The organism is Pectobacterium sp. A5351, from assembly GCF_028335745.1.
Classification (GTDB): Bacteria; Pseudomonadota; Gammaproteobacteria; order Enterobacterales; family Enterobacteriaceae; genus Pectobacterium.
The window spans coordinates 1,864,627-1,891,088 of the sequence record NZ_CP116477.1 but is presented as its reverse complement, the minus strand read 5'-3'; the positions used below and the strand labels follow the sequence as shown (position 1 = coordinate 1,891,088).

Annotated in this window: 22 protein-coding genes and 2 pseudogenes; 14 read left to right on the top strand and 10 right to left on the bottom strand. The window is 51.7% G+C overall.

The window, feature by feature from the left end; translation table 11 throughout:
- Positions 1-69 precede the first annotated feature (69 nt).
- Positions 70-1,302 carry a peptidase T gene (pepT, locus tag O1Q74_RS08990; RefSeq protein WP_271878035.1) on the bottom strand — a complete coding sequence of 411 codons (1,233 nt, stop codon included), beginning with the start codon at positions 1,300-1,302 and terminating at the stop codon, positions 70-72.
- A gap of 379 nt (positions 1,303-1,681) precedes the next feature.
- On the opposite strand from pepT, the gene potA reads away from it, so the two are divergent.
- The 4 genes from potA to potD all read left to right on the top strand — a co-directional run bounded on the left by potA (position 1,682) and on the right by potD (position 5,531).
- Complete coding sequence (gene potA / locus O1Q74_RS08985) at positions 1,682-2,791, top strand: spermidine/putrescine ABC transporter ATP-binding protein PotA (protein ID WP_442953133.1); 1,110 nt, start codon at positions 1,682-1,684, stop codon at positions 2,789-2,791.
- Positions 2,775-3,635 carry a spermidine/putrescine ABC transporter permease PotB gene (gene potB / locus O1Q74_RS08980; protein WP_271878029.1) on the top strand — a complete coding sequence of 287 codons (861 nt, stop codon included), beginning with the start codon at positions 2,775-2,777 and terminating at the stop codon, positions 3,633-3,635. The genes potA and potB overlap by 17 nt, the downstream gene beginning before the upstream one ends.
- Entirely contained in the window at positions 3,632-4,408 is a 777-nt protein-coding gene (gene potC, locus O1Q74_RS08975) for a spermidine/putrescine ABC transporter permease PotC (RefSeq protein ID WP_010309753.1), read from the top strand. Before potB ends, potC begins: the two co-directional genes overlap by 4 nt.
- Before the next feature lie 79 nt (positions 4,409-4,487).
- Positions 4,488-5,531, top strand: coding sequence for a spermidine/putrescine ABC transporter substrate-binding protein PotD (gene potD / locus O1Q74_RS08970; protein ID WP_271878024.1), 1,044 nt, complete (start codon positions 4,488-4,490; stop codon positions 5,529-5,531).
- Between the two features lie 151 nt (positions 5,532-5,682).
- Here the strand turns inward: potD and prc are convergent, their stop codons facing one another.
- From prc to O1Q74_RS08955, 3 genes are all read right to left on the bottom strand, one after another.
- On the bottom strand, positions 5,683-7,698 hold the full coding sequence (prc, locus tag O1Q74_RS08965; protein WP_271878022.1) for a carboxy terminal-processing peptidase: 2,016 nt from the start codon (positions 7,696-7,698) through the stop codon (positions 5,683-5,685).
- A gap of 19 nt (positions 7,699-7,717) precedes the next feature.
- Positions 7,718-8,476 (bottom strand): RNA chaperone ProQ, encoded by a 759-nt coding sequence (gene proQ, locus O1Q74_RS08960; protein ID WP_271878019.1) that lies wholly within the window; start codon positions 8,474-8,476, stop codon positions 7,718-7,720.
- An 84-nt stretch (positions 8,477-8,560) separates the two neighbouring features.
- Complete coding sequence (locus tag O1Q74_RS08955; protein WP_271878017.1) at positions 8,561-9,067, bottom strand: GAF domain-containing protein; 507 nt, start codon at positions 9,065-9,067, stop codon at positions 8,561-8,563.
- Between the two features lie 293 nt (positions 9,068-9,360).
- On the opposite strand from O1Q74_RS08955, the gene yebS reads away from it, so the two are divergent.
- From yebS to O1Q74_RS08935, 4 genes are all read left to right on the top strand, one after another.
- Positions 9,361-10,641 (top strand): membrane integrity lipid transport subunit YebS, encoded by a 1,281-nt coding sequence (yebS, locus tag O1Q74_RS08950; RefSeq protein ID WP_271878014.1) that lies wholly within the window; start codon positions 9,361-9,363, stop codon positions 10,639-10,641.
- A gap of 2 nt (positions 10,642-10,643) precedes the next feature.
- Positions 10,644-13,286: a PqiB family protein gene (locus O1Q74_RS08945; RefSeq protein WP_271878011.1), complete on the top strand. Its 2,643-nt coding sequence runs from the start codon at positions 10,644-10,646 to the stop codon at positions 13,284-13,286.
- Between the two features lie 123 nt (positions 13,287-13,409).
- Entirely contained in the window at positions 13,410-14,864 is a 1,455-nt protein-coding gene (gene rsmF, locus O1Q74_RS08940) for a 16S rRNA (cytosine(1407)-C(5))-methyltransferase RsmF (protein ID WP_271878008.1), read from the top strand.
- A gap of 116 nt (positions 14,865-14,980) precedes the next feature.
- Positions 14,981-15,172 (top strand): YebW family protein, encoded by a 192-nt coding sequence (locus O1Q74_RS08935; protein WP_015840090.1) that lies wholly within the window; start codon positions 14,981-14,983, stop codon positions 15,170-15,172.
- 19 nt (positions 15,173-15,191) lie between these two features.
- Here O1Q74_RS08935 and O1Q74_RS08930 read toward each other — a convergent pair.
- Both O1Q74_RS08930 and O1Q74_RS08925 read right to left on the bottom strand, forming a co-directional pair.
- Positions 15,192-15,886, bottom strand: a pseudogene (locus O1Q74_RS08930) (extensin-like domain-containing protein).
- Positions 15,887-15,925: 39 nt separating this feature from the next.
- A pseudogene (locus O1Q74_RS08925) lies at positions 15,926-16,980 on the bottom strand (malate/lactate/ureidoglycolate dehydrogenase).
- A gap of 235 nt (positions 16,981-17,215) precedes the next feature.
- Here O1Q74_RS08925 and O1Q74_RS08920 point away from each other — a divergent pair.
- Entirely contained in the window at positions 17,216-17,698 is a 483-nt protein-coding gene (locus O1Q74_RS08920; protein WP_271877997.1) for a hypothetical protein, read from the top strand.
- Positions 17,699-17,893: 195 nt separating this feature from the next.
- On the opposite strand, the gene O1Q74_RS08915 is transcribed toward O1Q74_RS08920, so the two are convergent.
- Positions 17,894-19,450 carry a TerC family protein gene (locus O1Q74_RS08915; protein ID WP_271877994.1) on the bottom strand — a complete coding sequence of 519 codons (1,557 nt, stop codon included), beginning with the start codon at positions 19,448-19,450 and terminating at the stop codon, positions 17,894-17,896.
- Between the two features lie 547 nt (positions 19,451-19,997).
- Here O1Q74_RS08915 and manX point away from each other — a divergent pair.
- The 5 genes from manX to mntP all read left to right on the top strand — a co-directional run bounded on the left by manX (position 19,998) and on the right by mntP (position 24,454).
- The gene (manX, locus tag O1Q74_RS08910) at positions 19,998-20,966 is read left to right on the top strand and encodes a PTS mannose transporter subunit IIAB (protein WP_271877991.1); all 969 of its coding nucleotides are present in this window, start codon (positions 19,998-20,000) and stop codon (positions 20,964-20,966) included.
- Positions 20,967-21,183: 217 nt separating this feature from the next.
- Positions 21,184-21,981, top strand: a complete 798-nt coding sequence (locus O1Q74_RS08905) for a PTS mannose/fructose/sorbose transporter subunit IIC (protein WP_271877986.1) — start codon at positions 21,184-21,186, stop codon at positions 21,979-21,981.
- Between the two features lie 14 nt (positions 21,982-21,995).
- Complete coding sequence (locus O1Q74_RS08900) at positions 21,996-22,838, top strand: PTS mannose transporter subunit IID (protein WP_271877983.1); 843 nt, start codon at positions 21,996-21,998, stop codon at positions 22,836-22,838.
- A gap of 161 nt (positions 22,839-22,999) precedes the next feature.
- Positions 23,000-23,458: a DUF986 family protein gene (locus O1Q74_RS08895; RefSeq protein ID WP_271877980.1), complete on the top strand. Its 459-nt coding sequence runs from the start codon at positions 23,000-23,002 to the stop codon at positions 23,456-23,458.
- A 423-nt stretch (positions 23,459-23,881) separates the two neighbouring features.
- The gene (mntP, locus tag O1Q74_RS08890) at positions 23,882-24,454 is read left to right on the top strand and encodes a manganese efflux pump MntP (protein WP_271877977.1); all 573 of its coding nucleotides are present in this window, start codon (positions 23,882-23,884) and stop codon (positions 24,452-24,454) included.
- Positions 24,455-24,611: 157 nt separating this feature from the next.
- Here mntP and rlmA read toward each other — a convergent pair whose 3' ends face one another.
- The 3 genes from rlmA to O1Q74_RS08875 form a co-directional block, all read right to left on the bottom strand.
- The gene (rlmA, locus tag O1Q74_RS08885; protein WP_271877974.1) at positions 24,612-25,442 is read right to left on the bottom strand and encodes a 23S rRNA (guanine(745)-N(1))-methyltransferase; all 831 of its coding nucleotides are present in this window, start codon (positions 25,440-25,442) and stop codon (positions 24,612-24,614) included.
- Positions 25,443-25,549: 107 nt separating this feature from the next.
- Positions 25,550-25,759: a transcription antiterminator/RNA stability regulator CspE gene (gene cspE, locus O1Q74_RS08880; RefSeq protein WP_005968829.1), complete on the bottom strand. Its 210-nt coding sequence runs from the start codon at positions 25,757-25,759 to the stop codon at positions 25,550-25,552.
- Between the two features lie 41 nt (positions 25,760-25,800).
- On the bottom strand, positions 25,801-25,917 hold the full coding sequence (locus O1Q74_RS08875; RefSeq protein WP_085996916.1) for a DUF2627 domain-containing protein: 117 nt from the start codon (positions 25,915-25,917) through the stop codon (positions 25,801-25,803).
- Positions 25,918-26,462 lie beyond the last annotated feature (545 nt).

Below are 26,462 nucleotides of genomic sequence, written 5' to 3'. Positions count from 1 at the left end.
CTGAATAACGGCTTGCACCATAATAAGGCGGTATATTCCCGCCTTATTCGTCTCTATAGAATAGAAGCGTTACGGCTTCGCACGCAGTGCCGTCAGTTCCGCAATACGCATAATCACAGAGACCGCCTTTTCCATGCCTTCCAACGTGACAAATTCATGTTTGCCATGATAGTTGTAGCCGCCGGTAAACAGATTCGGGCACGGTAGCCCCTGAAATGACAGGTGTGCGCCGTCAGTGCCGCCGCGAATCGGTTTCATATTCGGCTCAATATCGCAATCCCGCATCGCCTGCTGCGCCAGCGCAATAATGTGCGGGTGCTGCTCAACCTGCTCACGCATGTTGTAATAGGTATCGGTAATCGTAACTTCAATGTAGCAATCCGGATGCAGCCCTGCACCAACCGTTTCCGCAATATCCAGCATCGTTTGTTTCCGCTGTTCAAAGCCGTTGCGGTCAAAATCGCGAACGATGTACTGCAAGTCTGCACGTTCTACAGAACCTTTCATCGTGTGAAGGTGGTAGAACCCCTGATAGCCGTCCGTTTGTTCCGGCGATTGGCTCTCCGGCACATGCTGGTGATAGCGAGTGGCGAGCGTCAGCGCGTTCACCATCACGCCTTTGGCGCTACCGGGGTGCACATTGTTGCCCACAATTTTCACCTGAACCGACGCGGCGTTAAAATTCTCATACTCCAGTTCGCCGACACCACCGCCATCCACGGTATAGGCCCACTGTGCGTTAAACGCGTTAACATCAAAAAATTGTGCGCCCTTGCCAATTTCTTCATCGGGCGTAAAGGCAACGCGAATGTCACCGTGCGGGAGTTGGCTTTTTTTCAGGCGCACCAGCGCGGTCATGATTTCCGCAATGCCCGCCTTATCATCTGCCCCCAGCAGCGTTTTGCCATCGGTGGTAATCAGCGTCTGCCCCAGTAGCTGGTGCAGCACCGGGAACATCACAGGTGACAACACTTCATCCCCCACGCCCAAAGCAATATCGCCGCCGCGGTAGTTTTCCAGAATCTGCGGGTTAACATTTTTGCCGCTAAAATCCGGCGACGTATCCATATGTGAAATAAAACCGATAGCCGGAACGGGCCAGGCAACGTTAGCTGGAAGCGTCGCCATCAGGCAGCCCTGTTTGCTGAGCACAACCTGTTCAAACCCCAGTTCGAGCAATTCCTGCTGCAATGCACGCGCCAGTTTCAGCTGACCGTCGGTGCTCGGCACCTGTCGGACGCCGGATTTAGACTGTGTATCAAATGAAACGTAGTTCAAAAATCTGTCGAGTAATTTATCCATCTTATTTATGCCCCCAAAACCCTGAAAGGCATTATGGATAGGGCTACCCCGGTAGATATTGCGTCAGGTCAGTTTTTTTCCGATTTAACAAACCGTCATACCTGAATTCAGGCCAAAAGCGGCAGACGGGTCACGATGAATGTCCAAATCAGGTAACAATCAGGAAACATTGGCGCTAATTCAGTGACTGAATCACCGCCAATCGGCAGGAAGTGGGACCACACAAGTTGGCGTTAGGCAACGTTTCCCGTAAAATGCCGCCCTTAACTGCGCACGCTGTCTGAAAGGTGATAACCCTTGGTGCGATGCAACGGAGATGCCGTTGGTCGGCCAAATCAGGAAATAGAGCCCGACCTTAATGAAAGAAAACGCCCTAACTATGCCGGTCATTGATATGCCGGTCGTTGAATTGCTCAACGTCCATAAAGGCTTTGATGGCAAAGACATTATTTCACATTTTAATCTCACCATTAATAACGGTGAGTTTCTGACGATCCTGGGGCCATCCGGCTGCGGAAAAACCACCGTACTGCGCCTGATTGCCGGTCTGGAAACGGTCGATAGCGGTACTGTCATGCTGGAAAAGCAGGACATCACCCATCAGCCCGCCGAGCAGCGGCACGTTAATACCGTATTTCAAAGTTATGCCCTGTTTCCTCACCTCAGCGTGTTTGAGAACGTGGCGTTTGGTCTGCGCATGCAGAAAACGCCCGCCGCAGAGATTGCGCCACGCGTGATTGACGCGCTGAAAATGGTGCAGTTAGAGGAACTGGCGCAGCGCCGTCCGCATCAGTTGTCCGGCGGCCAGCAACAGCGCGTAGCCATCGCCCGCGCTGTCGTCAATCAGCCGAAAGTGCTGCTGCTGGATGAATCCCTGTCCGCGCTCGATTATAAGCTGCGTAAGCAGATGCAGAACGAACTGAAGGCGCTGCAACGTAAGCTGGGCATCACCTTTATTTTCGTCACGCACGATCAGGAAGAAGCGCTGACCATGTCCGACCGCATCGTGGTGATGCGCGATGGACGTATCGAGCAAGACGGCACGCCGCGTGAAATCTACGAAGAGCCGAAAAACCTGTTCGTTGCCAGCTTTATTGGCGAAATAAATATCTTTGATGCTGTCGTGCTAGAGCGGTTGGACGAACAGCGGGTGCGTGCGCAGGTCGAAGGCCATGAGTGCGTTATCACCGTCAGCTTCCCGGTTACCGTCGGCCAACACCTCAATGTGCTGCTGCGGCCGGAAGATTTACGCGTCGAAGAGCTGGGCGACGGTATGCAGGCGGAAGGGATGGTGGGCTACGTGCGCGAGCGCAACTATAAAGGCATGACGCTGGAATCCAACATCGAGTTGGAAAACGGCAAGATGGTCATGGTCAGCGAGTTCTTTAACGAAGACGATCCCGACTTCGATCATTCACTCAACCAGAAAGTCGACGTCACCTGGGTGGAAAGTTGGGAGGTCGTCCTGCACGATGAAGACGTCGCGTAAACGCTTTCAAAACATCATTATCACACTCATCGTTGCTTGGCTGGTGCTGTTTGTTTTCCTGCCCAACCTGATGATTATCGGCACCAGTTTTCTGACGCGCGATGACACGCATTTCGTCAGCCTGGTCTTTACGCTGGAAAACTATACGCGACTGGCCGATCCGCTTTATGCTTCCGTCCTGCTGCATTCGCTGAATATGGCCGTTATCGCCACGCTCTGCTGCCTGCTGCTGGGCTATCCGTTTGCCTTTATTCTGGCGCGCTTACCGAAAAAAATTCAGCCGCTGATGCTGTTTCTGCTGATTGTGCCCTTTTGGACCAACTCGCTGATTCGCATTTATGGGCTGAAAATCTTTCTCAGCACGCGCGGCCATCTGAATGAATTTCTGCTCTGGACTGGCCTGATTGATACGCCGCTGCGGATCATGTACACCTCCGAAGCGGTCATTCTCGGCCTGATTTACATCCTGCTGCCTTTTATGGTGCTGCCGCTCTATTCCAGCATTGAAAAGCTCGATAAATCCTACCTTGAAGCCGCTCGCGATCTGGGTGCCAATAAGTGGCAAACCTTTACTCGCGTGGTAATCCCGCTGACCATGCCGGGAATTATCGCTGGCTGCCTGCTGGTGCTGCTGCCCGCCATGGGACTGTTTTTCGTGGCCGACCTGATGGGCGGTGCCAAGAATCTGCTGATCGGTAACGTCATTAAAAGCCAGTTCCTCAATATCCGCGATTGGCCGTTTGGTGCCGCGACCAGTATCTGCCTGACGCTGGTCATGGGCGTGCTGCTGTTTATCTACTACCGCACAGCCCGCCTGCTGAATAAAAAAGGAGAGCTGGAATGACCGGGCGCTTAATTCGCGGTGGATTTATGTCCATCATTTACGCTTACCTGTATATCCCGATCGTCATTCTGATCGTGAATTCATTTAATCAGGCGCGTTTTGGCATCAACTGGCAGGGATTTACGCTGGACTGGTATCGGCTGCTGATAAACAACGATAGTCTGCTTCAGGCCGCGCAGCATTCGCTGACGATGGCCGTCTTTTCCGCCACCTTCGCCACGCTAATTGGCTCTCTGACGGCTGTTGCGCTATACCGCTACCGTTTTCGTGGCAAGCCTTTTGTCGGCGGCATGTTGTTCGTGGTGATGATGTCGCCGGATATCGTGATGGCCATCTCGCTGCTGGTGCTCTTCATGCTGTTGGGCATCTCGCTCGGGTTCTGGTCGTTGCTGTTTTCCCACATCACGTTCTGCCTGCCGTTTGTGGTGGTGACCGTCTATTCGCGCCTGAAAGGGTTTGACGTGCGGATGCTGGAAGCCGCGCGTGATTTGGGTGCCAGCGAGGTGATTATTTTGCGCAAAATCATTCTACCGCTGGCGATGCCAGCCGTGGCTGCGAGTTGGCTGCTGAGCTTTACGCTGTCGATGGATGACGTAGTAGTGTCCTCGTTTGTCACCGGGCCCGCGTATGAAATTCTGCCATTGAAGATTTACTCGATGGTGAAAGTTGGCGTATCCCCTGAAGTCAACGCACTGGCGACGATTTTACTCATTCTGTCGCTCGTGTTGGTGCTCAGTAGCCAGCTGATTTTACGCGACCGCACCGGAAAGTAAGGTGGCAGCTCGCGCGATGAATACCGTTATTTTCATATCTGCTGATATAACCTTTGGGACTCGTAAGGAGGTAAACATAATGAAAAAGTGGCCACACCTACTAGCAGCCTGCGCGCTGGCGTTTGGCATCAACACCGCCAATGCCAGCGACAGTAAAACGCTCTATTTCTATAACTGGACCGAATACGTACCGCCGGGTCTGTTGGAACAGTTCACTAAAGAAACGGGTATCAAGGTGATTTACTCCACCTATGAATCCAATGAGAGTATGTACGCCAAGCTGAAAACCTATAAGGATGGCGCTTACGATTTGGTCGTGCCTTCAACTTATGTCATCTCCAAGATGAGCAAAGAAGGCATGCTGCAAAAGATTGATACCAGCAAGCTCAGCAACTTCCATAATCTCGATCCGAACCTGCTGCACAAGTCCTTCGATCCGAACAATGACTACTCGATTCCCTATATCTGGGGCGCGACGGCAATTGGTATTAATCATGAAGTGATTGACCCCACCAGCGTCACCCGTTGGGCCGATTTATGGGATACCAAGTACAAAAACAGCCTGCTGCTGACGGACGATGCGCGTGAGGTATTCCAAATCGCCCTGCGTAAGTTGGGATATTCGGCGAATACCACCGATCCGAAAGAGATTGAGGCGGCCTATAAAGAGTTGCAAGCCCTGATGCCGAACGTCCTGACGTTCAACTCGGATAACCCCGGTAACCCGTTCATTGAGGGGGAAGTCAATCTGGGTATGGTGTGGAACGGTTCTGCCTACGTGGCGCGTCAGGCGGGAACACCGTTGGATGTCATCTGGCCGAAAGAAGGCGGCATCTTCTGGATGGACAGCCTGGCGATTCCAGCCAACGCCAAAAACGTTGACGGCGCGATGAAGCTGATCGATTTCCTGCTGCGCCCGGAAGTGGCGGCACAGGTTGCGGAAACTATCGGCTATCCGACGCCAAATCTGGCAGCGAAAAAATTACTCCCGCCAGAGGTTTCAGGGGACAAAACGCTGTACCCGGATGACGAAACTATCGCGAAAGGCGAATGGCAGAACGACGTCGGCAGCGCCAGCACGCTGTATGAAACGTATTTCCAGCAGCTAAAAGCGGGGCGTTAATCACACACGCTATCGCGATGCACATAAGACTACGTCACAGCGGCTTCCCTTATGGGGTCGGAAGTCGTTTTTTGTATCTAGAAAAAAGCGCCCTGTTGGATAACCCACAGGGCGCTTAACGATCTCAGACAATCAGAGCGATTTTAGCGTATCAGTCTTTCTGTTCCTGCGCTAAATCGTGAGCGATCTTCACCGTTTCATCCAGATAAGGATCGGGAGCCTGATAATCTTTCGGCAAATCTTCCAGCGATTTGAGCGGTTTCTTCCCTTCTCTCGCCAGTCGATCGTTAATCCGTTTCAGACGCATCGCTTCATCATCATCATTCTCTTTCTCGCGCTGTGCAAGATTGAGCGACACGATGTTGCGCTTATCCTTCAGCGCGTTGTAGCGGGCAATATCTTGCGCGACGTACTGGAACTCAGGATCTTTGGCGATACGCTCCTGATGATGCTCATTCAGTTTGCTAATCAGCGCCTTCAGATCGCCGCTCTTCGTGTAATTCGCCGCTTTGATGCTGTCCCACGGTAGCGCGTTATCTTCAAATTTCTCGCCAGTATCGACCGTCTCAGTGCCGGTAGGCATCATCACGTCAGGCGTCACGCCCTTCATCTGGGTACTACCGCCGTCAATACGATAGAATTTCTGAATCGTATATTGCACGGATCCCAGCGCTGGCCAGTCAGGACGCAGCATCTGATCGTAAATCCGATTCAGCGAGCGATATTGCTGCACAGTGCCTTTACCGAACGTCGGTTCACCCACGATCAAGGCACGGCCATAATCCTGCATAGCCGCCGCGAAAATCTCGGAGGCGGAAGCACTGAAACGGTCTACCAGCACCACTAGCGGACCTTTGTAATACACAATGCCATCAGTGTCGCTGTCTTCGCGCACCTTGCCATTGTTATCACGCACTTGAACCACTGGGCCGCTTGGAATAAACAGACCGGAGAGCCCTACCGCTTCCGTCAGCGCGCCGCCGCCGTTAGTCCGTAAGTCAATCACAATGCTGCTGACGTTCTGTTTTTCCAGCTTCTGGAGCTGAACTTTGACGTCATCCGTCAGGCCGACATAGAAGCCGGGGATATCCAGCACGCCGACTTTATCTTTGCCGACTGTCTTGACGGACATTTTAACCGCACGGTCTTCAAGACGAATACGCTCGCGCGTCAGCGTGACAATACGGGTTTTCGTCCCTTTGCCTGCGGGCAGAATTTCCAGACGCACCTTGCTGCCTTTCGGCCCTTTAATCAACGCGACCACATCATCCAGACGCCAGCCGATAACATCAACCATCGGTTTACCGCTTTGGCCTACACCAACGACACGGTCACCCACGGTAATGTTTTTGCTTTTCGCAGCCGGACCACCCGGCACCATGGAATTAATCATGGTGTAGTCGTCATCCATCTGCAGCACCGCACCAATCCCTTCGAGCGACAGGCTCATTTCGGTATTGAATTGCTCGGTGTTACGCGGTGACAGATAGCTGGTATGTGGGTCGATTTCACGCGCAAAGGCGTTCATGACGAGTTGGAAAACATCTTCGCTGTTGCTCTGCGCCAAACGGCGAATCGCAAACTGGTAACGCTTGGTCAGCGTCTCTTTGATGTCTTTATCATCTTTGCCGGTCAGCTTCAGGCTGAGCCAGTCATATTTTACCTTGGCATCCCACAGGCGGTTAAGTTCACCGACGTTCTGCGGCCAAGGCGCTTTGCTACGATCGAGCTCAACCGTGTCATTGCCCGTCAGATCGACCGGTTTATCCAGCAGTGACAGCGCATATTGAAAGCGCTCAAACCGGCGTTTCTGCGCCAGATTGTACAACGCGTACGGAACCTCCAGCTGACCGGATTTCAGCGCGTCACCCAACTGAGCTTTTTGCCCGGAAAATTGCGCCACATCAGAGGCCAACAGCACATTGTGACTGTAGTCCAGCATGTTGAGGTAGCGGTTAAAAATTTTCTCAGAGAACTGCGCATCCAGCATAAACTGGCGATAATGTGAACGCAGGAAACGTGAGGCCACCCTGTCGCTAACGGTAGCATGTTGAGGCTCCTGATGTAGCTGAGGGATCTGCTCAACACGCGTAATGTTTTCATTTGCAAAACTAGAGCCCGCCAGCAGTAAGCCTGCGATGGCGGTTATTCTGACTAAGTTGTTCATGCCCAGGTTGGCCTCCGTATCAGAACTGCAAATGTTCTGCGCGTACAATCATTGCCAGTCCAGAAGCCAATTGTACTCTGACTTCGCCTTTGGCAATTTCAAGCACGGTGGCATCCATGGCGTCTTTGCCGGCTCTGACTTTGATTTCCTGACCGATTTGCAGTTTGGAAACATCCGTAACCGCGACCCGCTGACGCTCATTGTTGGCAGGTTTTACCTGACGAGATTGAGCATTAGCAGATTGCTGAGAAGAGGACTGCGATTGGTCGGAAGAAGGCTGACGTGGTTTACGCGGTGCACGGTTTTGAGACGCATTGTTTTGCGCTGCATTGCTTGAAGCATCGCGACGTGGCGCACGCTTCTGAGCGGGACGAGGAGTACGTGCCGCATCTGCCGATTCTCCGGCTGCTTCACGTTTTTTCGCCTGCTGCTCAGCACGCTGAGCCTGAACTCGCGCTTTCGCTTCTTCCAACTGCGTGCGGGCATGATCGACATGCTGCTGTTCCAACTCGCCGCACGGATTACCATCCAGATCGACACGTTGGGCACCCAATTTTACACCGTACAGATAGCGCCAGCTTGAGGTATAAAGACGCAGCGCAGAGCGTAATTGCGTCTTACTGACGTTATCGGACTCTGGTACACGCTCAACAAGATCTTGAAAAATACCGATCTTTAACGGACGCGTTTCACCTTCAGTGGTGAAACAAAGCGGGAACCGCTCTGCCAAAAAGGCAATAACTTCTTTACTACTGTTCAACTTAGGTTGATTTTCCATGAAATTTCCTGATTACAACGGGTTTGCCAACCGGCGCAGGCATGAACAGGCGTCATTATAATGACGCCATCGGCAATTGCCACGTTAACCTTGCCTCAACGTGAGAGAATTGATGAATGTCATCACATCACTCGCTTCCAGTTGAGCACAAAGTACGCTAACTACGGCCTTCAGCCCTTCTTCATCATCTGCGTCGAAACGCTGATAAAGGGTACTGTCAATATCCAGAACGCCAATTACTTGCCCGTTCACGACAAGCGGTAGCACGATTTCCGCGTTACTCGCGGCATCGCAGGCGATATGACCGGGGAACGCATGGACATCATCCACGCGCTGAATGCGGTTTTCAGCTATCGCCGCACCGCATACACCTTTGCCAACAGGAATACGCACACAGGCAACTTTGCCCTGAAACGGTCCCAGGAAAAGCGTGTCGCTATCCAACAGGTAAAACCCTGCCCAGTTAACCCCATCCAAACGCTCAAACAGCAACGCACTACTGTTTGATAAGATCGTAATAAAACGATTTTCATCCGCGATAAGCGATGACATGTCGCGAACGAGATCCTGATAAAATTCTTGTTTATTCATAACGTATATCGTTGTCTTTTCAAAACCGTGCGAACAATTCCCGCACAGACTGCATTAGCACCGGCTACAGGATGCCATAAGATTAGCGCCTTCGCGCGAAGAATCCTTCGCTTTACTGTACCGCTGTCACGCATATCGTGCTATTTCCACCTGAAAAATAATATCGGGCAGAGATCAGAACCTTATTATGAATTTATCATTCGTTGAGCCTTCAGTTACACTAAATAGCTGTGAATACGTTATCTATCGTGAATATAACGGAACTCAACACCTTCTACCGGATCGCAGGGAAAATGAAAATACATAATATCGCCAGTCCTGCGCCGTTTCCCTCTCCCCGACCGCCGTTAACCGAGGGGGCGAAAAGTGCCGTACCCGCGATCGATCGTTATCATCGCTGCCCAGAATGTGATGCCTTTTTTGCTCTGCCGCCGTTGAAACGTAACCAGACAGCGAACTGCCCGCGCTGCGATGCCAGAGTCAGCTCAGGCAGAGACTGGCCGATTTCACGACTTGCTGCGATGGCCGTCGCCATGCTGGTATTGATGCCGTTTGCTTTCACGGAACCGTTAATCAGTATTCGTCTTCTGGGCGTCACCATCAATGCCAGCCTGTTTGAAGGCATTTGGCAGATCACCCGTCAGGGGAATCCGCTCACGGCAAGCATGGTCGCCTTCTGTACCGTGGGTGCGCCACTCACGCTGGTCTTTTCGCTGTTATACCTGTTCTTTGCCCCACGAATCGGTATGAATCTGCGGCCCATCCTGCTCATGCTGCAACGGTTAAAAGAGTGGATGATGCTGGATATCTATCTGGTCGGTATGGCCGTCGCCGCGATCAAAGTCCGTGAATTCGCGGATGTTCAGGCGGGTATCGGGCTGGTCGCCTTTCTGGCGCTGATGAGCTTAAGTCTGTTGACGCTAATTCACTTAAATACCGACCAGCTTTGGCAACGGTTTTACCCGCGCATGAGGCCATTGATTGCGCCGGATCGCTATCGAATCTGCCTTTCCTGCCATTTCACCAGTTCGCCAGACAATCGAGGGCGCTGCCCTCGTTGCCATATTCCGCTTCGCTTACGCCAGCGGCACAGCCTGCAAAAATCCTGGGCAGCACTGATTGCTTCCATCATTTTACTGTTCCCCGCTAACCAGTTGCCCATATCAATTATTTATGTCAACGGCGCCCGTACGGAAGACACGATCTTCTCCGGTATCCTTTCGCTCGCATCAGGCAATGTTCCTGTTGCGCTGGTGGTGTTTATTGCCAGTATTCTGGTGCCGTTTACTAAAGTACTGGTGTTGTTCGGGCTGCTGGTGAGCATCCATCTCCGGTCAGAAGGCAATATCATGATGCGCATGAAGATGCTGCGCGTTATCCGCTGGATTGGCCGCTGGTCTATGCTCGATTTATTTGTGATTGCCCTGACGATGTCGCTCGTCAACCGCGATCAACTCCTCGCTTTCACCATGGGGCCTGCTGCCTTTTACTTTGGTGCGGCGGTGATTCTCACTATCCTTGCCGTTGAATGGCTGGATAGCCGACTGATGTGGGATAACACTGATGTGGAATAACAATGCAAGATAATACGTCCGGGACACCAACCGAAGCGACGGTGAAAAACAAGCGTCGCCTGTCGCCATTCTGGCTGTTGCCGCTGATTGCGCTGATGATTGCCGGCTGGTTGATTTACACCAATCAGCAGGAGCGCGGCGCGACGGTCACCATTGATTTCGTCTCCGCTGACGGGATTGTCGCCGGGCGTACCCCCGTGCGCTATCAGGGGGTGGAAGTCGGCACAGTGCAAAACATCAAGCTGAGCGAAGACCTGCGCACCATACAGGTCGAAGCCAGTATCAAAAGTGATATGAAGGAGGCGTTGCGCAGCGGGACGCAGTTCTGGCTGGTCACACCGAAAGCCTCTCTCGCCGGGGTCTCAGGATTAGACGCGCTGGTGGGCGGTAACTACATCGGGATGATGCCCGGTTCCGGCGAACCGCAAGAGCACTTTTCCGCGCTGGACACGCAGCCCAAGTACCGCGTGAACACCGGAGAATTGCTGATTCATCTCCATGCGGATGACCTCGGTTCACTGAACACCGGTTCGCTGGTTTACTACCGTAAAATCCCGGTGGGAAAAGTCTACGACTATACGGTTTCTCAGGATCGCCGCGGTGTCATGATTGACGTGCTGGTGGAACGCCGTTTTACCCATCTGGTGAAGAAGAACAGCCGCTTCTGGAACGTGTCTGGCTTTAATGCGGACATCAGCGTCAGCGGTGCGAAAATTGAGATGGAGAATCTGGCGGCGCTGGTGAACGGGGCGATCGCGTTCGATTCACCGGAAGAGAGCGAGGACGCGGGTGCCGAACAATCCTACCGCCTCTATCCCGATCTGGCACAGAGCCAGCGTGGGGTGAAAATCGCGCTGGATTTACCGTCGGGCGACAGCCTATCCGAAGGCCGTACCCCGCTGATGTATCAGGGGCTGGAAGTTGGCACGCTGAATAAAATCACGTTGAACTCAGATGACGGCAAGGTCAGCGGAGAGCTGATCATCGATCCTTCCGTGGTTTCTCTGATGCGTGAAGGCACTCGTATCGAACTCAGCAAGCCCCAGTTTTCACTCAGCGACCTGAATGTTTCACGCCTGCTGAGCGGCCCAACGCTGACGCTCATCCCCGGTGAAGGCGAACCGCGCCAGCATTTTACCGTGCTGGATAGCGGGCAACAGCAGCTCACCCAGCCCGGCGCGCTGTCTATTCAGCTCACGGCGGCACAAAGCTACGGCATTGATAGCGGTCAGCCCGTGCTGCTGCACGGCGTGCAGATCGGTCAGGTGGTGAAGCGCACGCTGGATGAACAAGGCGTCAGCTTCATTTTGGTGATCGAGCCGCGATATCGCCAGCTACTGCACCGCGACAGCAAATTCATCGTTAACAGCCGCGTAAATGTGAAGATGGGGCTGGATGGGATTCAAGTGCTGGGTGCCAGCGCCCAAGAGTGGATCAGCGGCGGTATTCAGGTTTTACCGGGCAGTAAAGGCGACGTGCAGACCCGTTACCCGCTGTTCAGCGATCTCGAAAAAGCCGAAGAAGGCATTCGCGGTTCCACGCCCTCGCCTACCCTCACCTTAGTGACCGATAGCCTGCCGGATATTCAGGACGGTTCCATCGTGCTGTACCGTAAATTCCAGGTAGGCGAAATCATGCGGGTGCGGCCAAAGGCGGATACCTTTGAGGTTGACGTTTATATTCGTCCCGAACACCGTAAGCTGCTGACAGAAAACAGCGTGTTCTGGGCAGAAGGCGGTGCCCGTGTGCAGTTGAATACCTCGGGCCTGACCGTGCAGGCTTCCCCGCTGAATCGGGCGCTTAAGGGCGCTATCAGTTTTGATAATCTGGAAGGTGCGCCGGAAATTAAAGGCGGCAAACGCGTTCTGTACAACAACGAAACGGCAGCGCGCGCCGTGGGGAGCCGTATCATTCTGCGCACCTACGATGCCAGTAAACTCGCGCCGGGCATGCCGATCCGCTATCTGGGCATTGATATCGGTCAATTAGATTCGCTGAAGTTGTCCGAACAACGTAACGAAGTGCTGGTGCAGGCCGTGCTCTATCCTGAATATGTACGTAATTTCGCCCGTGCCGGAACGCGTTTTTCCGTCGTCACACCGGAAATTTCCGCCGCTGGCGTGAACCATCTAGAAACACTATTCCAGCCTTATATCAACGTCGAACCGGGTAACGGCAGCGTCACACGTAATTTTGAACTGCAACAGGCCACTATCTCCGATTCTCGCTATCAGGATGGCTTGAATATCAGCGTTGATGCACCGGAAGCTGGCGCGTTGCAGGTCGGTACGCCTGTGCTGTTCCGCGGCATAGAAGTCGGTACGGTAACTGGCCTGTCGCTGGGTACGCTCTCTGACCGTATCGCCGTGTCGCTACGCATCAGCAAACGCTATCAGCATCTGGTGCGTGACAATTCCGTCTTCTGGCTGGCTTCTGGCTACAATCTGGAGTTTGGCCTGACGGGCGGCGTCATCAAGAGCGGAACCTTCCAGCAATTCATCCGCGGCGGTATCGCGTTTGCCACGCCGCCCAGCACTCCACTCGCGCCTAAGGCGCAGGAAGGGAAACATTTCCTGCTGCGAAATGAGGAACCCAAAGAGTGGCGGCAATGGGGTACCGCGATTCCGAATTCCCCCAATAATTAACACTCATACCTGACAGGGCGGCGACGATCGCCCTGTCGTTTTCGCATGATGCATGAAAGAACCGTGCTACACTTCGCCGCTTCTTCCCCTCGTTTTACTGAATAACCTGTACGGAACCACGCCGTGGCAAAATTTACCCCAACCAGCCTGCCAACTGAATTTCTCGACACAATGCGGGACATCATGCCTTCATCGCTTTCGATGGAAGATTTTATTACCGCCTGCCAGCGCCCGCTGCGCCGGAGCATCCGTGTTAATACGTTAAAAATCAGCGTCGATGCCTTTCTTCAGCTCGTGCAGCCTTATGGTTGGCAGCTTGAGCCGATTCCCTGGTGTCAGGAAGGTTTCTGGCTGCTGAATGCGGAAGAGGAAAACACGCGGTTAGGCAACACGCTGGAGCACCTAAGCGGGCTGTTTTACATTCAGGAAGCCAGTTCTATGCTGCCCGTCAGCGCCCTGTTCCATTGCAACGATACGCTGAAAACAGTGTTGGACGTCGCGGCCGCACCGGGCTCCAAGACAACGCAGATCGCAGCACGGCTGAATAATGAAGGGGCCATCATCGCCAATGAGTATTCGGCCAGTCGGGTAAAAGTGCTGCATGCCAACATCAGCCGCTGCGGCGTCAGTAATACCGCGCTGACACACTTCGACGGTCGGGTTTTCGGCGCGGCGCTGCCGGAATATTTTGATGCAATACTGCTCGATGCCCCGTGTTCCGGTGAAGGCGTGGTGCGGAAGGATCCGGCGGCAATGAGCCACTGGTCTCAGGAGAGCATTACCGAGATAGCCGCCACGCAGCGCGACCTGATTCTGAGCGCGTTCCATGCTCTGAAGCCCGGCGGCGTGATGATTTACTCCACCTGTACGCTGAATCGGCAGGAAAATCAGCAGGTCTGTCATTGGCTACAGGCACAGTTTCCTGATGCGTGTGAATTTGAATCGTTACGCGATCTCTTCACCGATGCCGAGCGTGCCACAACGGAAGACGGTTTCCTGCACGTCTTCCCACAGATTTATGACAGCGAAGGCTTCTTTGTTGCCCGTTTGCGCAAGACGGCCAGCGTGCCGCCACTGCCGCGCCCAGGTTATAAAGTCGGTAAATTCCCGTTCTCTCCGGTTGCCCCCAAAGATTGCACGCCACTTATACAGGCGGCGCGTAAGCAGGGCATTCATTGGGATGAGACGTTACTGCAACTTTGGCAGCGTGATAGCGAGATCTGGCTTTTCCCTGCGGCGCTGGCCTCCGCCTTTGGCAATATCAAATTCTCACGGATTGGTATTAAGCTCGCCGAGCGCTTCCCTAAAGGTTTTCGCTGGCAACATGAAGCGATTGTCGCGCTGGCCGATCCACACCCAGACAATGCCTACGCACTGACCGATGACATCGCCTGCGAGTGGTTCCAGGGCAAAGACTGTTATCCAGAACCGCTCCCTGCTGCGGATGAGCTGATTTTAACCTACCAGAACACGCCAGTCGGTTTGGCCAAGCGCATCAATAGCCGGATAAAAAACAGCCTGCCGCGCGATTTAGTGCGGGATGGCGCATCCTCCGCCCAGCCACGTTCTAAAGAATAAATGCAGTTTCTGCATCAGGTGGTGATAAAACCACCTGATGAACCGTGCGTTCCCTCTTTCCTCACGAATTTTCATCTATCATCTCTAAAGAGAATCAGTAATGTCTGGAGAACGGCATGTTTGCGTTAGTGATATTTGTTTGTTATCTCGGGCATGGCTGTGACGATGTGGTCGTCGGCGCCTACAACACCGAAGCGCAGTGTCTGCAAGCGATGGACGAACAACGCCTGCGCCGCGCTGGCTGCTTCCCCATCGAAGAGTATATCGATGGCTTCTGGATCCCCGCTCAGGAGTACGCTGATTTTTAGTTTTCCCACCTGAGTCTTCTCATCGACACACGCCAAAACCGCGCATACCAAAGTGAAAGTGATTAGCGTGTGCGGCGTTGTATTCCGGCCCCAGCGAATTACCGAAAAAGCGACAGCTTTCCCTGAACGTGGTGCGCAAATAGCTGCCGCGATCGTCCGTTGCCGGCCACTGATTCAGGACGCTAATCTGTCGCCCATCAGAGAGACGAAACGCCGCGATATCCCACGCGTCCGCCGTCGCATGCTCACTCAAACGCCCTTCTGGTCGATGATAGACATTGCGGCAGGCGTAACTACCCATATGGTCGATACGCGCCAGCGATGTACCAAGCGATTGCGCCTGCGGTATCACGATCTGCGCCACAAACATGGTGCTACTCAACGCCAGCGGACAACTGGCAAGGAAACTGGAGCTCAGCGCGACCGTGCCAAAACCTTGCACCCGTACAGGCGACACGACCGGACATTGTCCATTGATATCATTAGCCTCAGCGAACCGTAGTCGTCCGTTTTCCTGAGCCCGCTTTAATACGGCCAGACAGGCATCAGGATCGTTGGCGACAGACTTCATTTTCAGTCGGGTAATAAACGTGGGCGGATCATCAACAGATAGCGGAGAAAAAGGATCGTAACCGGGGGGGAGCTGACGTTGAATCCAGGGGGCCAGTGCCACTAGCCCCCGAGTATCACAATAAATATCACCCATCCCCGCATCAGTTTCCTCTCCCCGTCGTTTTATTCTCCTGAGTAATATTATGCCATTGATGCAAATTCAGCCGGACTCATCCCTAAAGAGATGCCTGCATCAACGATTTTCTGCCACTCCTGATCGGACAGATAAATACCGTCAGCATGGCGCTGTACCTGAGAAATACGTTCTGGCTCACCGGCCATTAAAATAGGCTGTGCCGGATCGGGTGCCGTTGATGAGCGAACGTAGTCCAGCATCGCATCATATTCTTTTTGCAGCCACGCCATAGAAACCATACTGGCAGGATCGATAACTATCGTCGTCATGTTATTCACGATTGCCCCCTGACGCGTGTTCTCCGGCTGAATAGTTCCTCCGCCAGAAAGTAATCCCGCCAGCATTTCGGCCGCTAAAATCAACCCACCACCTTTATGTTTCGCGATGGGTTTCAGGGCACCGTGCTTTTCGCCTTCCCACATGACTTTCGGATCGTTTGTGGAAACGCCGTTGCAATCCAGCATGACCTCTTCATCAAACGTTTTGCCTGCCAGATATGCGACGCGCGTTTTCCCCAGCGCCACCACGCTAGTGGCAAAATCCAGAACAAAGGCCGCGTTATGTTCCGTTGGTGGGAATGCAATGCAGATAGGGTTCGTCCCGAAACGGGCTTCGCTGCCGCACCAGGGCGCCACAATCGGGTCGAGATCGTTAACGTTGACAAAAGGCCGGCATCCGCCGCCATTTCCCCATAGGTGCCAATGCGTCCCAAATGGCAGGTAGACGATAGCGTCATTAAACACACGCCCGTCGTTTTCACCCGTTCAATGGCCGCCTGCATCGCCTCTTTTCCCGTACGCTGACCAAAACCGCGATCGCCCGTAAATTGCAGCACCGCCCCGCTATCACGCAGTAAACGCGCAGGGGTATTCGGGTGCATAATCCCTTTCTCGATGAATTCCACATAGTGTGGCAGCATGCCTACGCCATGGCTGTCATGTCCCTTCAGGTTTGCTGCCACAAGGTGTTCGGTGACAATACGGGCTTCGTTCTCTTCACATCCTGCTTTTTGCAATACGCTTTGCATCGTCGCCATCAGACGATTGGCTGAAATCTGCATATCTCTTCCCTTCATCTACTGATTTATTGTTCACAGATTTCATCCTACTGCGGAACAGGAATGAATAAAATATAAACAAATCAAGCGATATACCAATCAGTGTGATTGCTTTAACCATCTGGTGAAGGATCTCCCCCAGCAGTACCATCCCCGACGTTGTAAGACGTACACAGAGACGGCTGACATAGATAGGGTTGCCTACTTATCGGGCATAGATAATATGGATTTTATTTAAATGAAAAAGACATCGCGTTTTCTTCTGGCACTTGCCGGATTGTTGGTTTCCATTACGGCTTATTCGGCTGTGCCTCCTTCGACTCACGCCGAGGAAGCACGAATACCGGCCATCAAACTGATCAATACACCCGATAATCACTCGGCCTTCGTAACAGGCAGCGTGCCTGCGCTGGAAAAAATCACCGCACAGAAATTTTGGCTCAGTAATTCTACTGAAGACTGGGAGATGAACGTCCACCCAGCCCCGCGCAAGCAATATGTCATCACGCTGAAGGGCACATTGAAATTTCGGGTCAGCGATGGTTCTACTTTCCTGCTTTCTCCCGGAACGGTTTTGATTGCCGCCGATACGCAGGGGGAAGGACATAGTTGGGAGATGGTTGAAGGCACCGAGTGGGTCAGAATTTATATTCCGATTGTGGACGATAGCGATTATTTCACTCCCGCCGCATCAGGCACCGCGACGCCCAAAACGCACTAATTTTCCGCAGGACCCTGTAAATAATTCGGTGTAATTGCCATCCGGTTAAAGGTGGTCGCTCAGGCGGTCTGGTTTCAAGGGAATTTCTATTTCTGCCATAAAAAAACTGCACCTTACTCAGTTGGGTGTCCAAGTTTTAGGATGCAGTCCAAATTTAGCGGGGTTTTATCTTGCAACGAACTTACTCGGATCGCATTACGCTTCTTCAGCGTCTTCCTCATCCACAATGCGTTCCACTCGCACCAGATCGATACGGTATTCGGAAACCTCAACGATATGGAAGCGCAGGTGGTACAATTCGATAATGTCGCCAACTTTCGGGAATTCATCGCTATGCGCCAGCAGCAGACCTGCCAGTGAAGCATAATCTTCCTTCGGGTCAACCAGATCGCTGCTATCCACGACCTGCTGCAAGGCATGCAGATCTGTTCCGCCTTTCACCAGCCAGCCTTCGCCGTCCGGGATGATATCCAGCGTTTCATCTTCATCCGGGAACTCACCCGCAATCGCTTCCAACACATCCAGCGGCGTCACCAACCCTTGCACTACACCAAACTCATTGGTGATGATAACCAGACTACCTTTCGCACGACGCAGAACGGGCAACAGGTTAATCACATCCAGCGTTTCAGGCACAACGATGGGCGGATTCGCCGCAGCGAAGCTTTCTACATCCGTCTGCGTTTCCAGCGCCACCAGCAGATCCTTAGCCCGGACGACGCCGATAAGTTCATCCAGAGAACCGCGACATATCGGGAACAGACTGTGAGGCGTGTCCAGCAATTGCATACGAATCTGATCGACGGAACTTTCACTATCCACCCAGGAAATTTCAGTACGTGGCGTCATCACGCTACGCAGTGAACGCGACGCTAATGTCAGCACGCCGCTGATCATATTGCGCTCTTCCTCAGCAAACTCTTCTTTCGTGAGCTTCTTCTGGGGTTCATCCACATCCAGATCATCCGTGTTTTTTCGTGAACCCATCAGACGCAGAATGGCCTCTGCGGTACGCTCACGCAAAGGACGGTGCGACTGGTGCTTCATGAAGTTATGACGGGCAATCTGGTTAAACAGCTCGATCAGAATAGAGAAACCAATCGCGGCGTACAGGTAGCCTTTCGGAATGTGGAAGCCAAGACCTTCCGCCATCAGGCTTAGACCAATCATCAGCAAGAAGCTGAGACACAGGACGACCACCGTCGGATGCTCGTTGACGAATCGGGTCAGTGGTTTAGAAGCAAGCAGCATGACACCCATCGCAATGATCACCGCCGTCATCATCACGCCCAGGTGATCGACCATTCCCACTGCGGTAATCACGGCATCCAGCGAGAACACAGCATCCAGCACAACGATCTGCGCCACCACAGCCCAGAAACTGGCGTGGGCGCGATTGCCATTGCCGTCGTGCGTTTTGTTCTCTAGCCGTTCATGCAACTCCATCGTGGCCTTGAACAAAAGGAACATACCGCCAAACAGCAAAATCAGGTCGCGACCCGAGAAGCTGAAATCGCCAAGGCTAAACAGTGGACGCGTCAGTGTGACCATCCAGGAAATCAAAGACAACAAGCCCAGACGCATTAACAACGCCAGGCTTAAACCGATAATGCGGGCTTTATCTCGCTGCCTGGGGGGTAATTTATCCGCCAAAATGGCGATAAACACCAAATTGTCGATACCCAGAACAATTTCAAGTACCACCAGCGTCAATAAGCCTGCCCAGATTGAAGGATCTAGCAAAAATTCCATGTCAGACTCCAGAAAATGAACGAGCAGATGACATCAATGCATGAGCCGCATTGAATGGTAATAAAAAGAGTTGATGTGAATCAGAGAGATTCTGAATGTGGTCTGAATGACCCGTTGAGTACAGAAAACCGCCAGCATTAGCGGGGAAACAGAGAACGTTTTGTCGGTGACAGTCCATGGGAAGGGCTGATGCCCGGTGCTCCTAAGCAATTCAAGGGACGTTTACTTTAACAGGTTGTTACCAATTTTCACAAAGAATTTCGTCGTTCGGCTTCGCATTGATAACACGCTCAAATTTTCCGCTTCCGCGCCCTTTTAGCAGCCCGCTTAACTGGTCAGCATTAGAGCGTCATCACACTATTTATTTTTTCGATAACTAAAATAAATCTGTCAGTCACAATTTATCGCCTGACAACCTGGAGGAACACAGTGAATGTCATGAATCCACGGTAAATTTTTTCTTGCAGCCATACTAATACCGCGACGGTTATAACCCGGTTTCCTGACACATTGACTCTTTTTGATCGTGAACGTGAGGAGGTAGCAAGTGAGTATTGCAATCATGTTATGCACTCACGGCGCCACTGCGGGACCGCTGTTAAAGACAGCAGAAATGGTCCTTGGCGAGCAAAGCAATATCGCCTGGATCGATTTCGTTCCTGGAGAAAACGCCGAAACATTGATAGAAAAATATCAGGAAAAACTCACGCAGTTAGACACATCGCAAGGCGTGCTGTTTCTTGTTGATACTTGGGGCGGTAGCCCATTCAACGCGGCCAGTCGTCTCGTCACCAACAAAGAAAACCATGACGTTATCGCCGGCGTCAATATTCCGATGCTGGCGGAAACCTTTATGGCTCGGGATGATAATCCGTCCTTTTCCGATTTGATTTCTATCGCTCTGGAAGCCGGCAGGGATGGCGTCAAGGCGCTGAAGCATCAGGATACGCCCAAAGCCGCGCCCCCTTCTCCTCCACCGCCGCCAAAAGCCAAGGCCATTCCCACACCAGCTGGTTCCGGTGAACACATGAAGATCGGATTGGCGCGTATTGATGACCGTCTGATTCATGGACAGGTCGCCACCCGTTGGACGAAAGAAACCAATGTTTCGCGCATTATTGTCGTCAGCGATGAAGTCGCCGCCGATAACGTGCGTAAAACGTTGCTGACTCAGGTTGCGCCGCCGGGCGTTACCGCTCACGTGGTGGATGTCGCAAAAGCCGTCCGTGTTTACGACAACCCCAAATATGCCGCTGACCGGGTGATGTTGTTATTCACCAATCCGACGGATGTATTAACGCTGATCGAGAATGGCGTAAAAATCACCTCGGTTAATATTGGCGGGATGGCATTTAAACAGGGAAAAACGCAGGTCAATAATGCCGTTTCTATCGACGAAAAGGATATCGCTGCATTCCGGGAGTTAGATAAACACGGCATTGAATTGGAGGTTCGGAAAGTCTCAACCGATACTCGACTTAAAATGATGGATTTAATTAACAAAATGCCGCGCTGATACCTATCGCAATGCAAATGTAATTAACGCGAACGTCACCATCAATAATCGCTTTATAGACCTGACGATTTTCAAGATAGGTATTTATGTCGATATTGAAAAGCGTTATGCCGACATAGAAAGCTTTACGTTGACATCGAAGGTTTTACGTTGACATTGAAAAACAACGGGGATGGCGATTAATTTTTTACTCAGACACGTTTATAGGAGAAGTACGATGGAGATTACCACACTTCAAATTGTGCTGATATTTCTCGTCGCGTGTGTTTCGGGGATGGGTTCAATTCTTGATGAATTCCAGTTCCACCGTCCACTCGTCGCCTGTACGCTGATTGGCGCAGTATTAGGTGATTTAAAAACCGGGATCATTATTGGCGGTACGCTGGAAATGATCGCGTTAGGCTGGATGAACATCGGTGCGGCGGTCGCACCGGATGCGGCCCTGGCCTCGATTATTTCAACCATTCTGGTTATTGCCGGCGGTCAGGGGATCGGCGCCGGGATTGCGCTGGCGATTCCACTCGCTGCGGCCGGGCAAGTCTTAACCATCATCGTTCGTACCATCACGGTCGCGTTCCAGCATGCGGCAGATAGCGCAGCAGAGCGAGGTAACCTGACGGCCATCAGTTGGATTCACGTCTCCGCCCTGCTGCTACAGGCCATGCGTATCGCGATCCCTGCGGTCATTGTCGCCATTTCCGTCGGCACCGATGGCGTTCACACCATGCTGAACGCCATCCCGGAAGTGGTCACCAACGGTCTGAATATCGCCGGTGGCATGATTGTCGTCGTCGGTTACGCGATGGTCATCAATATGATGCGTGCAGGCTACCTGATGCCATTCTTCTATCTTGGCTTCGTGACCGCCGCGTTCACCGAGTTCAATCTGGTGGCGCTGGGCGTAATCGGTATTGTGATGGCGGTGCTGTATATCCAGCTCAGCCCGAAATATAACAAGGTTCAAGGCCAGCCGGTTTCATCAGGCAATAACGACCTTGATAACGAACTGGATTAACAGGAGTGAGCAAAATGGTCGAAAACACGAATGTCAAAAAACTCACTGACAGCGACATCCGCGCGGTGTTTATCCGTTCCAACCTGTTTCAAGGTTCCTGGAACTTTGAACGTATGCAGGCACTCGGCTTCTGTTTTTCCATGGTGCCGGTGATTCGCCGTCTTTATCCTGAAAATTCGGAAGAGCGCAAACAGGCGATCAAGCGCCATCTGGAGTTCTTCAACACACAGCCGTTTGTTGCTGCCCCGGTACTTGGCGTCACGATGGCAATGGAAGAACAGCGCGCTAACGGCGCTCCCATTGACGATGCAGCGATAAACGGCCTGAAAGTCGGGTTAATGGGGCCACTGGCTGGCGTCGGCGACCCGATATTCTGGGGCACCGCCCGTCCGGTCTTCGCCGCACTCGGTGCAGGGATTGCCATGAGCGGCAGCCTGTTAGGGCCCGTCCTCTTCTTCGTTCTGTTTAACCTGGTTCGTCTGCTGGTACGCTACTACGGCGTCGCCTACGGCTACCGTAAAGGGATCGATATCGTCAGCGATATGGGCGGCGGTTTCCTGCAAAAAATGACCGAGGCAGCCTCTATTCTCGGCCTGTTCGTCATGGGGGCATTGGTCAATAAATGGACCCACGTCAACATTCCGATGGTGGTGTCGACAGTGACGAATCAGAACGGAGAGACAACGGTAACCACTGTGCAATCCATCCTTGACCAGCTTATGCCGGGACTCGTTCCCCTATTACTGACGTTCGGCTGTATGTGGCTGTTACGGCGCAAGGTAAACGCACTGTGGCTGATTATAGGCTTCTTCGTCATTGGTATCTTAGGGTACTGGATCGGCCTGCTCGGCGTGTAATAGTCAATGGCCGGGCGTCAATATGCCCGGCCATTTTTTATGACAGCCCCCTTGTCTGTGACCCTAGGGACCGTCGCAAGCGATGTTGAAAAACGTTTCCTGCGTTTTTTATTATCAGGTTTTTAACAAATATGGATACTTAACAGGCAAGGATAATACAGATGACAATGACGAATATCACGCTGGTCGTGTTGATTGCGTTAGCATTGGTTTATGCCATTTATGATGAGTTCATCATGGACAAACTCAAAGGGAAAACCCAGCTCCTCATCCCTTTGAAGCGGGCGAATCGGCTCGATACGCTCATTTTTATCGGCTTAGTGGGGATTCTTATTTATCAGAATGTGATGAATAATGGCGCTATTCTTACCACCTATCTTTTGATTTCTTTGGCCTTCATGGCGTGTTATCTGGCCTATATTCGTCGTCCTAAACTGGTTTTTAAATCAACCGGCTTCTTTTATGCGAATATATTCATTCCTTATACCAGAATTAAAAATATGAATTTATCTGAGGATGGCATATTAGTCATCGAACTTGAGAAACGGCGTTTATTGATACAGGTTACTCAGCTTGATGATTTAGAAAAAATATATAAGTTTATGATTGAGCATCAATGAGGTAAACTTATCAGGCGAATTATTTTAAATAACCGCGGATATACACCTCATTTTCTGGTGGTATTTTAACCCCAATAACCTTGACGTTATTTTATACGATTAGTCGACTTTGGCAAACAAATGAAAATAATTATCAATTGCATTATTAACACGTAAAACTTTTAGTGTTGTTTACAGCATAAATAATATGGTAAGGTTGCGCCGTCATTGGGGAGTAGCCGATTTTTGATTAATTAATATTCACAATAATTCATCAGAAATGCTCGTATCAACATACTCGTTTATCTCCTATTATCGGAGCATAGGCGTGGTGCGGGCGGCCAAGCGTGATTGGCAGGCGAGACCATAGACACGTAAGGTCATCATTCGGGTTGGGGATGATCTGCGTGTATATGGTTAATCGTCCAGCCGAGGCTATTTACAATGAATATGTCAGCAACACTTATCCTAGCATTTGGTATGTCAATGGATGCCTTCGCCGCGTCAATCGGTAAAGGTGCCGTCCTGCATAATCCTCGTTTCCGCGATGCCATCCGTACCGGGCTCATTTTTGGCGTTATCGAGGCTATCACCCCCCTCATCGGTTGGGCTCTTGGTTTTTTTGCCAGCCAATATATTCTTGAATGGGATCATTGGGTTGCGTTTACGCTGCTAGTTATTCTCGGTGGTCGGATGGTCATTGAAGGGCTCAAAGGCTCCGACGACTGCCGTTGTGAGAAAGTCAAAAATCATAGTCTGGCGTTATTGATCTGCACCGCTGTCGCCACCAGCCTGGATGCCATGGCAATCGGCGTCGGTCTGGCTTTCCTTCAGGTGAATATTTTTCATACCGCGATGGTGATTGGTTTTGCCACCATGCTCATGGTGACAATCGGTATGATGATTGGCCGCTACATCGGCCCGATTCTCGGTAAAAAAGCGGAAGTGATTGGCGGGTTGGTTCTGATTGGTATCGGCTGCAATATCCTGTACGAACACCTCGGCTACACTGCCTGATATACCCGTCATACTTCACGTTGCTTGTGCGTTGGCTGCTCTTACTCACCCCAGTCACTTACTTGTGTAAGCTCCTGGGGATTCGCGCGGTTGCCGCCTTCCCGCAACGCGAATTATTTAGGGTATAAAACACATTTCACATCAACGGGCAGCCCGATTATGCTACCGCACCGCTATCAATACGCTGATGTAAGCGGATAATAAAATCCGTTTCACAACTAAACGCGGTAGCCGCTCGCAATCGCTCGCTAACGTCTGGCGTTGCCCGCCAGGCAAAAGGCGTCATTTGCAATAGCGCCGCAGCCTCGTTCCCGGATAGCTGCATCGGGTACGCGAGCGTTTGCTGATCCATAAGCTGAAAGCCGACGAGCGCTTCATCTTTGCTCGGGTGCAATAACACCTCATCGTAAACTTCCGCTTTCAGTTGATAAAGATGTCGAGGCCCTGGAGACACCGTCACCACCCAACCGCCAACCTTAATAGTGCGCTGTAGCTCCGCGTCATTACACGGCGCGTAGATTTTTACCACAGCATCAAGGGATTCGTCGCGAAAGGGCAGTCTCTGGCTGGATGCAACGCAAAACTCAACATTTTCATACCGTTTTGCCGCACGCTGAATCGCCGCTTTGGACACATCCAGTCCGTAGATCGTCATCGCTCTGTGCGAGGTAAGACGCTGGGCCAGCTCCGCGGTGTAATACCCCTCGCCACAGCCGATATCCAACAGCGCAGCAGCGTCATCAGCCACAATAGTATCAACGCGTTGCGCCACGGCGTCGCGTAGCGGTTGATAGTGACCGGCTTCTAGAAAGCTGCGCCGTGCCTGCATCATTTCGGCGCTATCGCCTGGTTGTTTTGAACGCTTGAACTGTACTGGCAACAGGTTGACGTACCCTTCTTTCGCACAGTCAAAGCTATGTTTACCACACGTCCATTGCCGCGGGTGTCGCTCCAGAGGTAACTGGCATAGCGGACACTGATAACTCATCGGCACATTTTCCTCATTAAAAACATCTTCATTGCGTCACAGGTAGAGATAAAACGCAGGCAACAAAAAACCCGCACCATGGCGGGTTTTGCAACAGAGCTGTAAAATTACAGCGCAGTGACGTTTACTGCGGAAGGACCTTTCTGGCCATCCTGAATTTCGAATTCTACGTTCTGGCCTTCAGCCAGAGTTTTGAAGCCGTTGCCTTGAATTGCAGAGAAGTGTACGAACACATCTTTACTGCCGTCAGCAGGAGTGATGAAACCAAAGCCTTTAGACTCGTTGAACCACTTAACCTGACCTTTAATCTTTGCCATTTCAAATATTTCCTTTAATTGTTTAAACCGCCCAAAAGGCGTTATACAGACAAACCAAAGTCGTTACTGCTTGAGGCACTAAGATAAGGATCGGCAGAGAAGCAGCATGCAACGCTAAAGGTTGTACTTAAGTCTTCTTTACTGAAAATGCCATTCATATACAGAACTGTACCTCGTTTTACCCAGAAGCGTTATTACACACTATGTAATCAATGGCAAGGCATTTTTTATCAGTCGTGAACATGCCGCACAAATTCACGCCCTCCTGATTCATTAATACACGATAGTGTTCGTTGATGCCTATATTCACAGGCGGCGTCTGACATCACACAATAAGCACACGGCAGATTCTATTATGCAAAAAAAATACGCGACAGCCGTCGCATTTCTGACTCAGGTGCACCAGCAATCATAACAAAAAGCTATAATTGGCGTGCGACGATGAAGGGATATTGAACATTAACGACAGGCGCGCCCAACAGTGAGCGCGCTTATATCTTATATCAATGTTTAAAATCGATTGTCATTTTTATGCTATCTATAACTTTTGCATTAATACATCACATAATAGAAATTATTTATAGCCTAACCTTTCGCTAGGCCAGAAATTAACTTGTTTTAACTAGCAACACTAATAGTGCCATCAGGAAAATCAATAACACTAAACTTGCCAGCTTCCAGCGTCGTTCTGATTTTGTGCTCA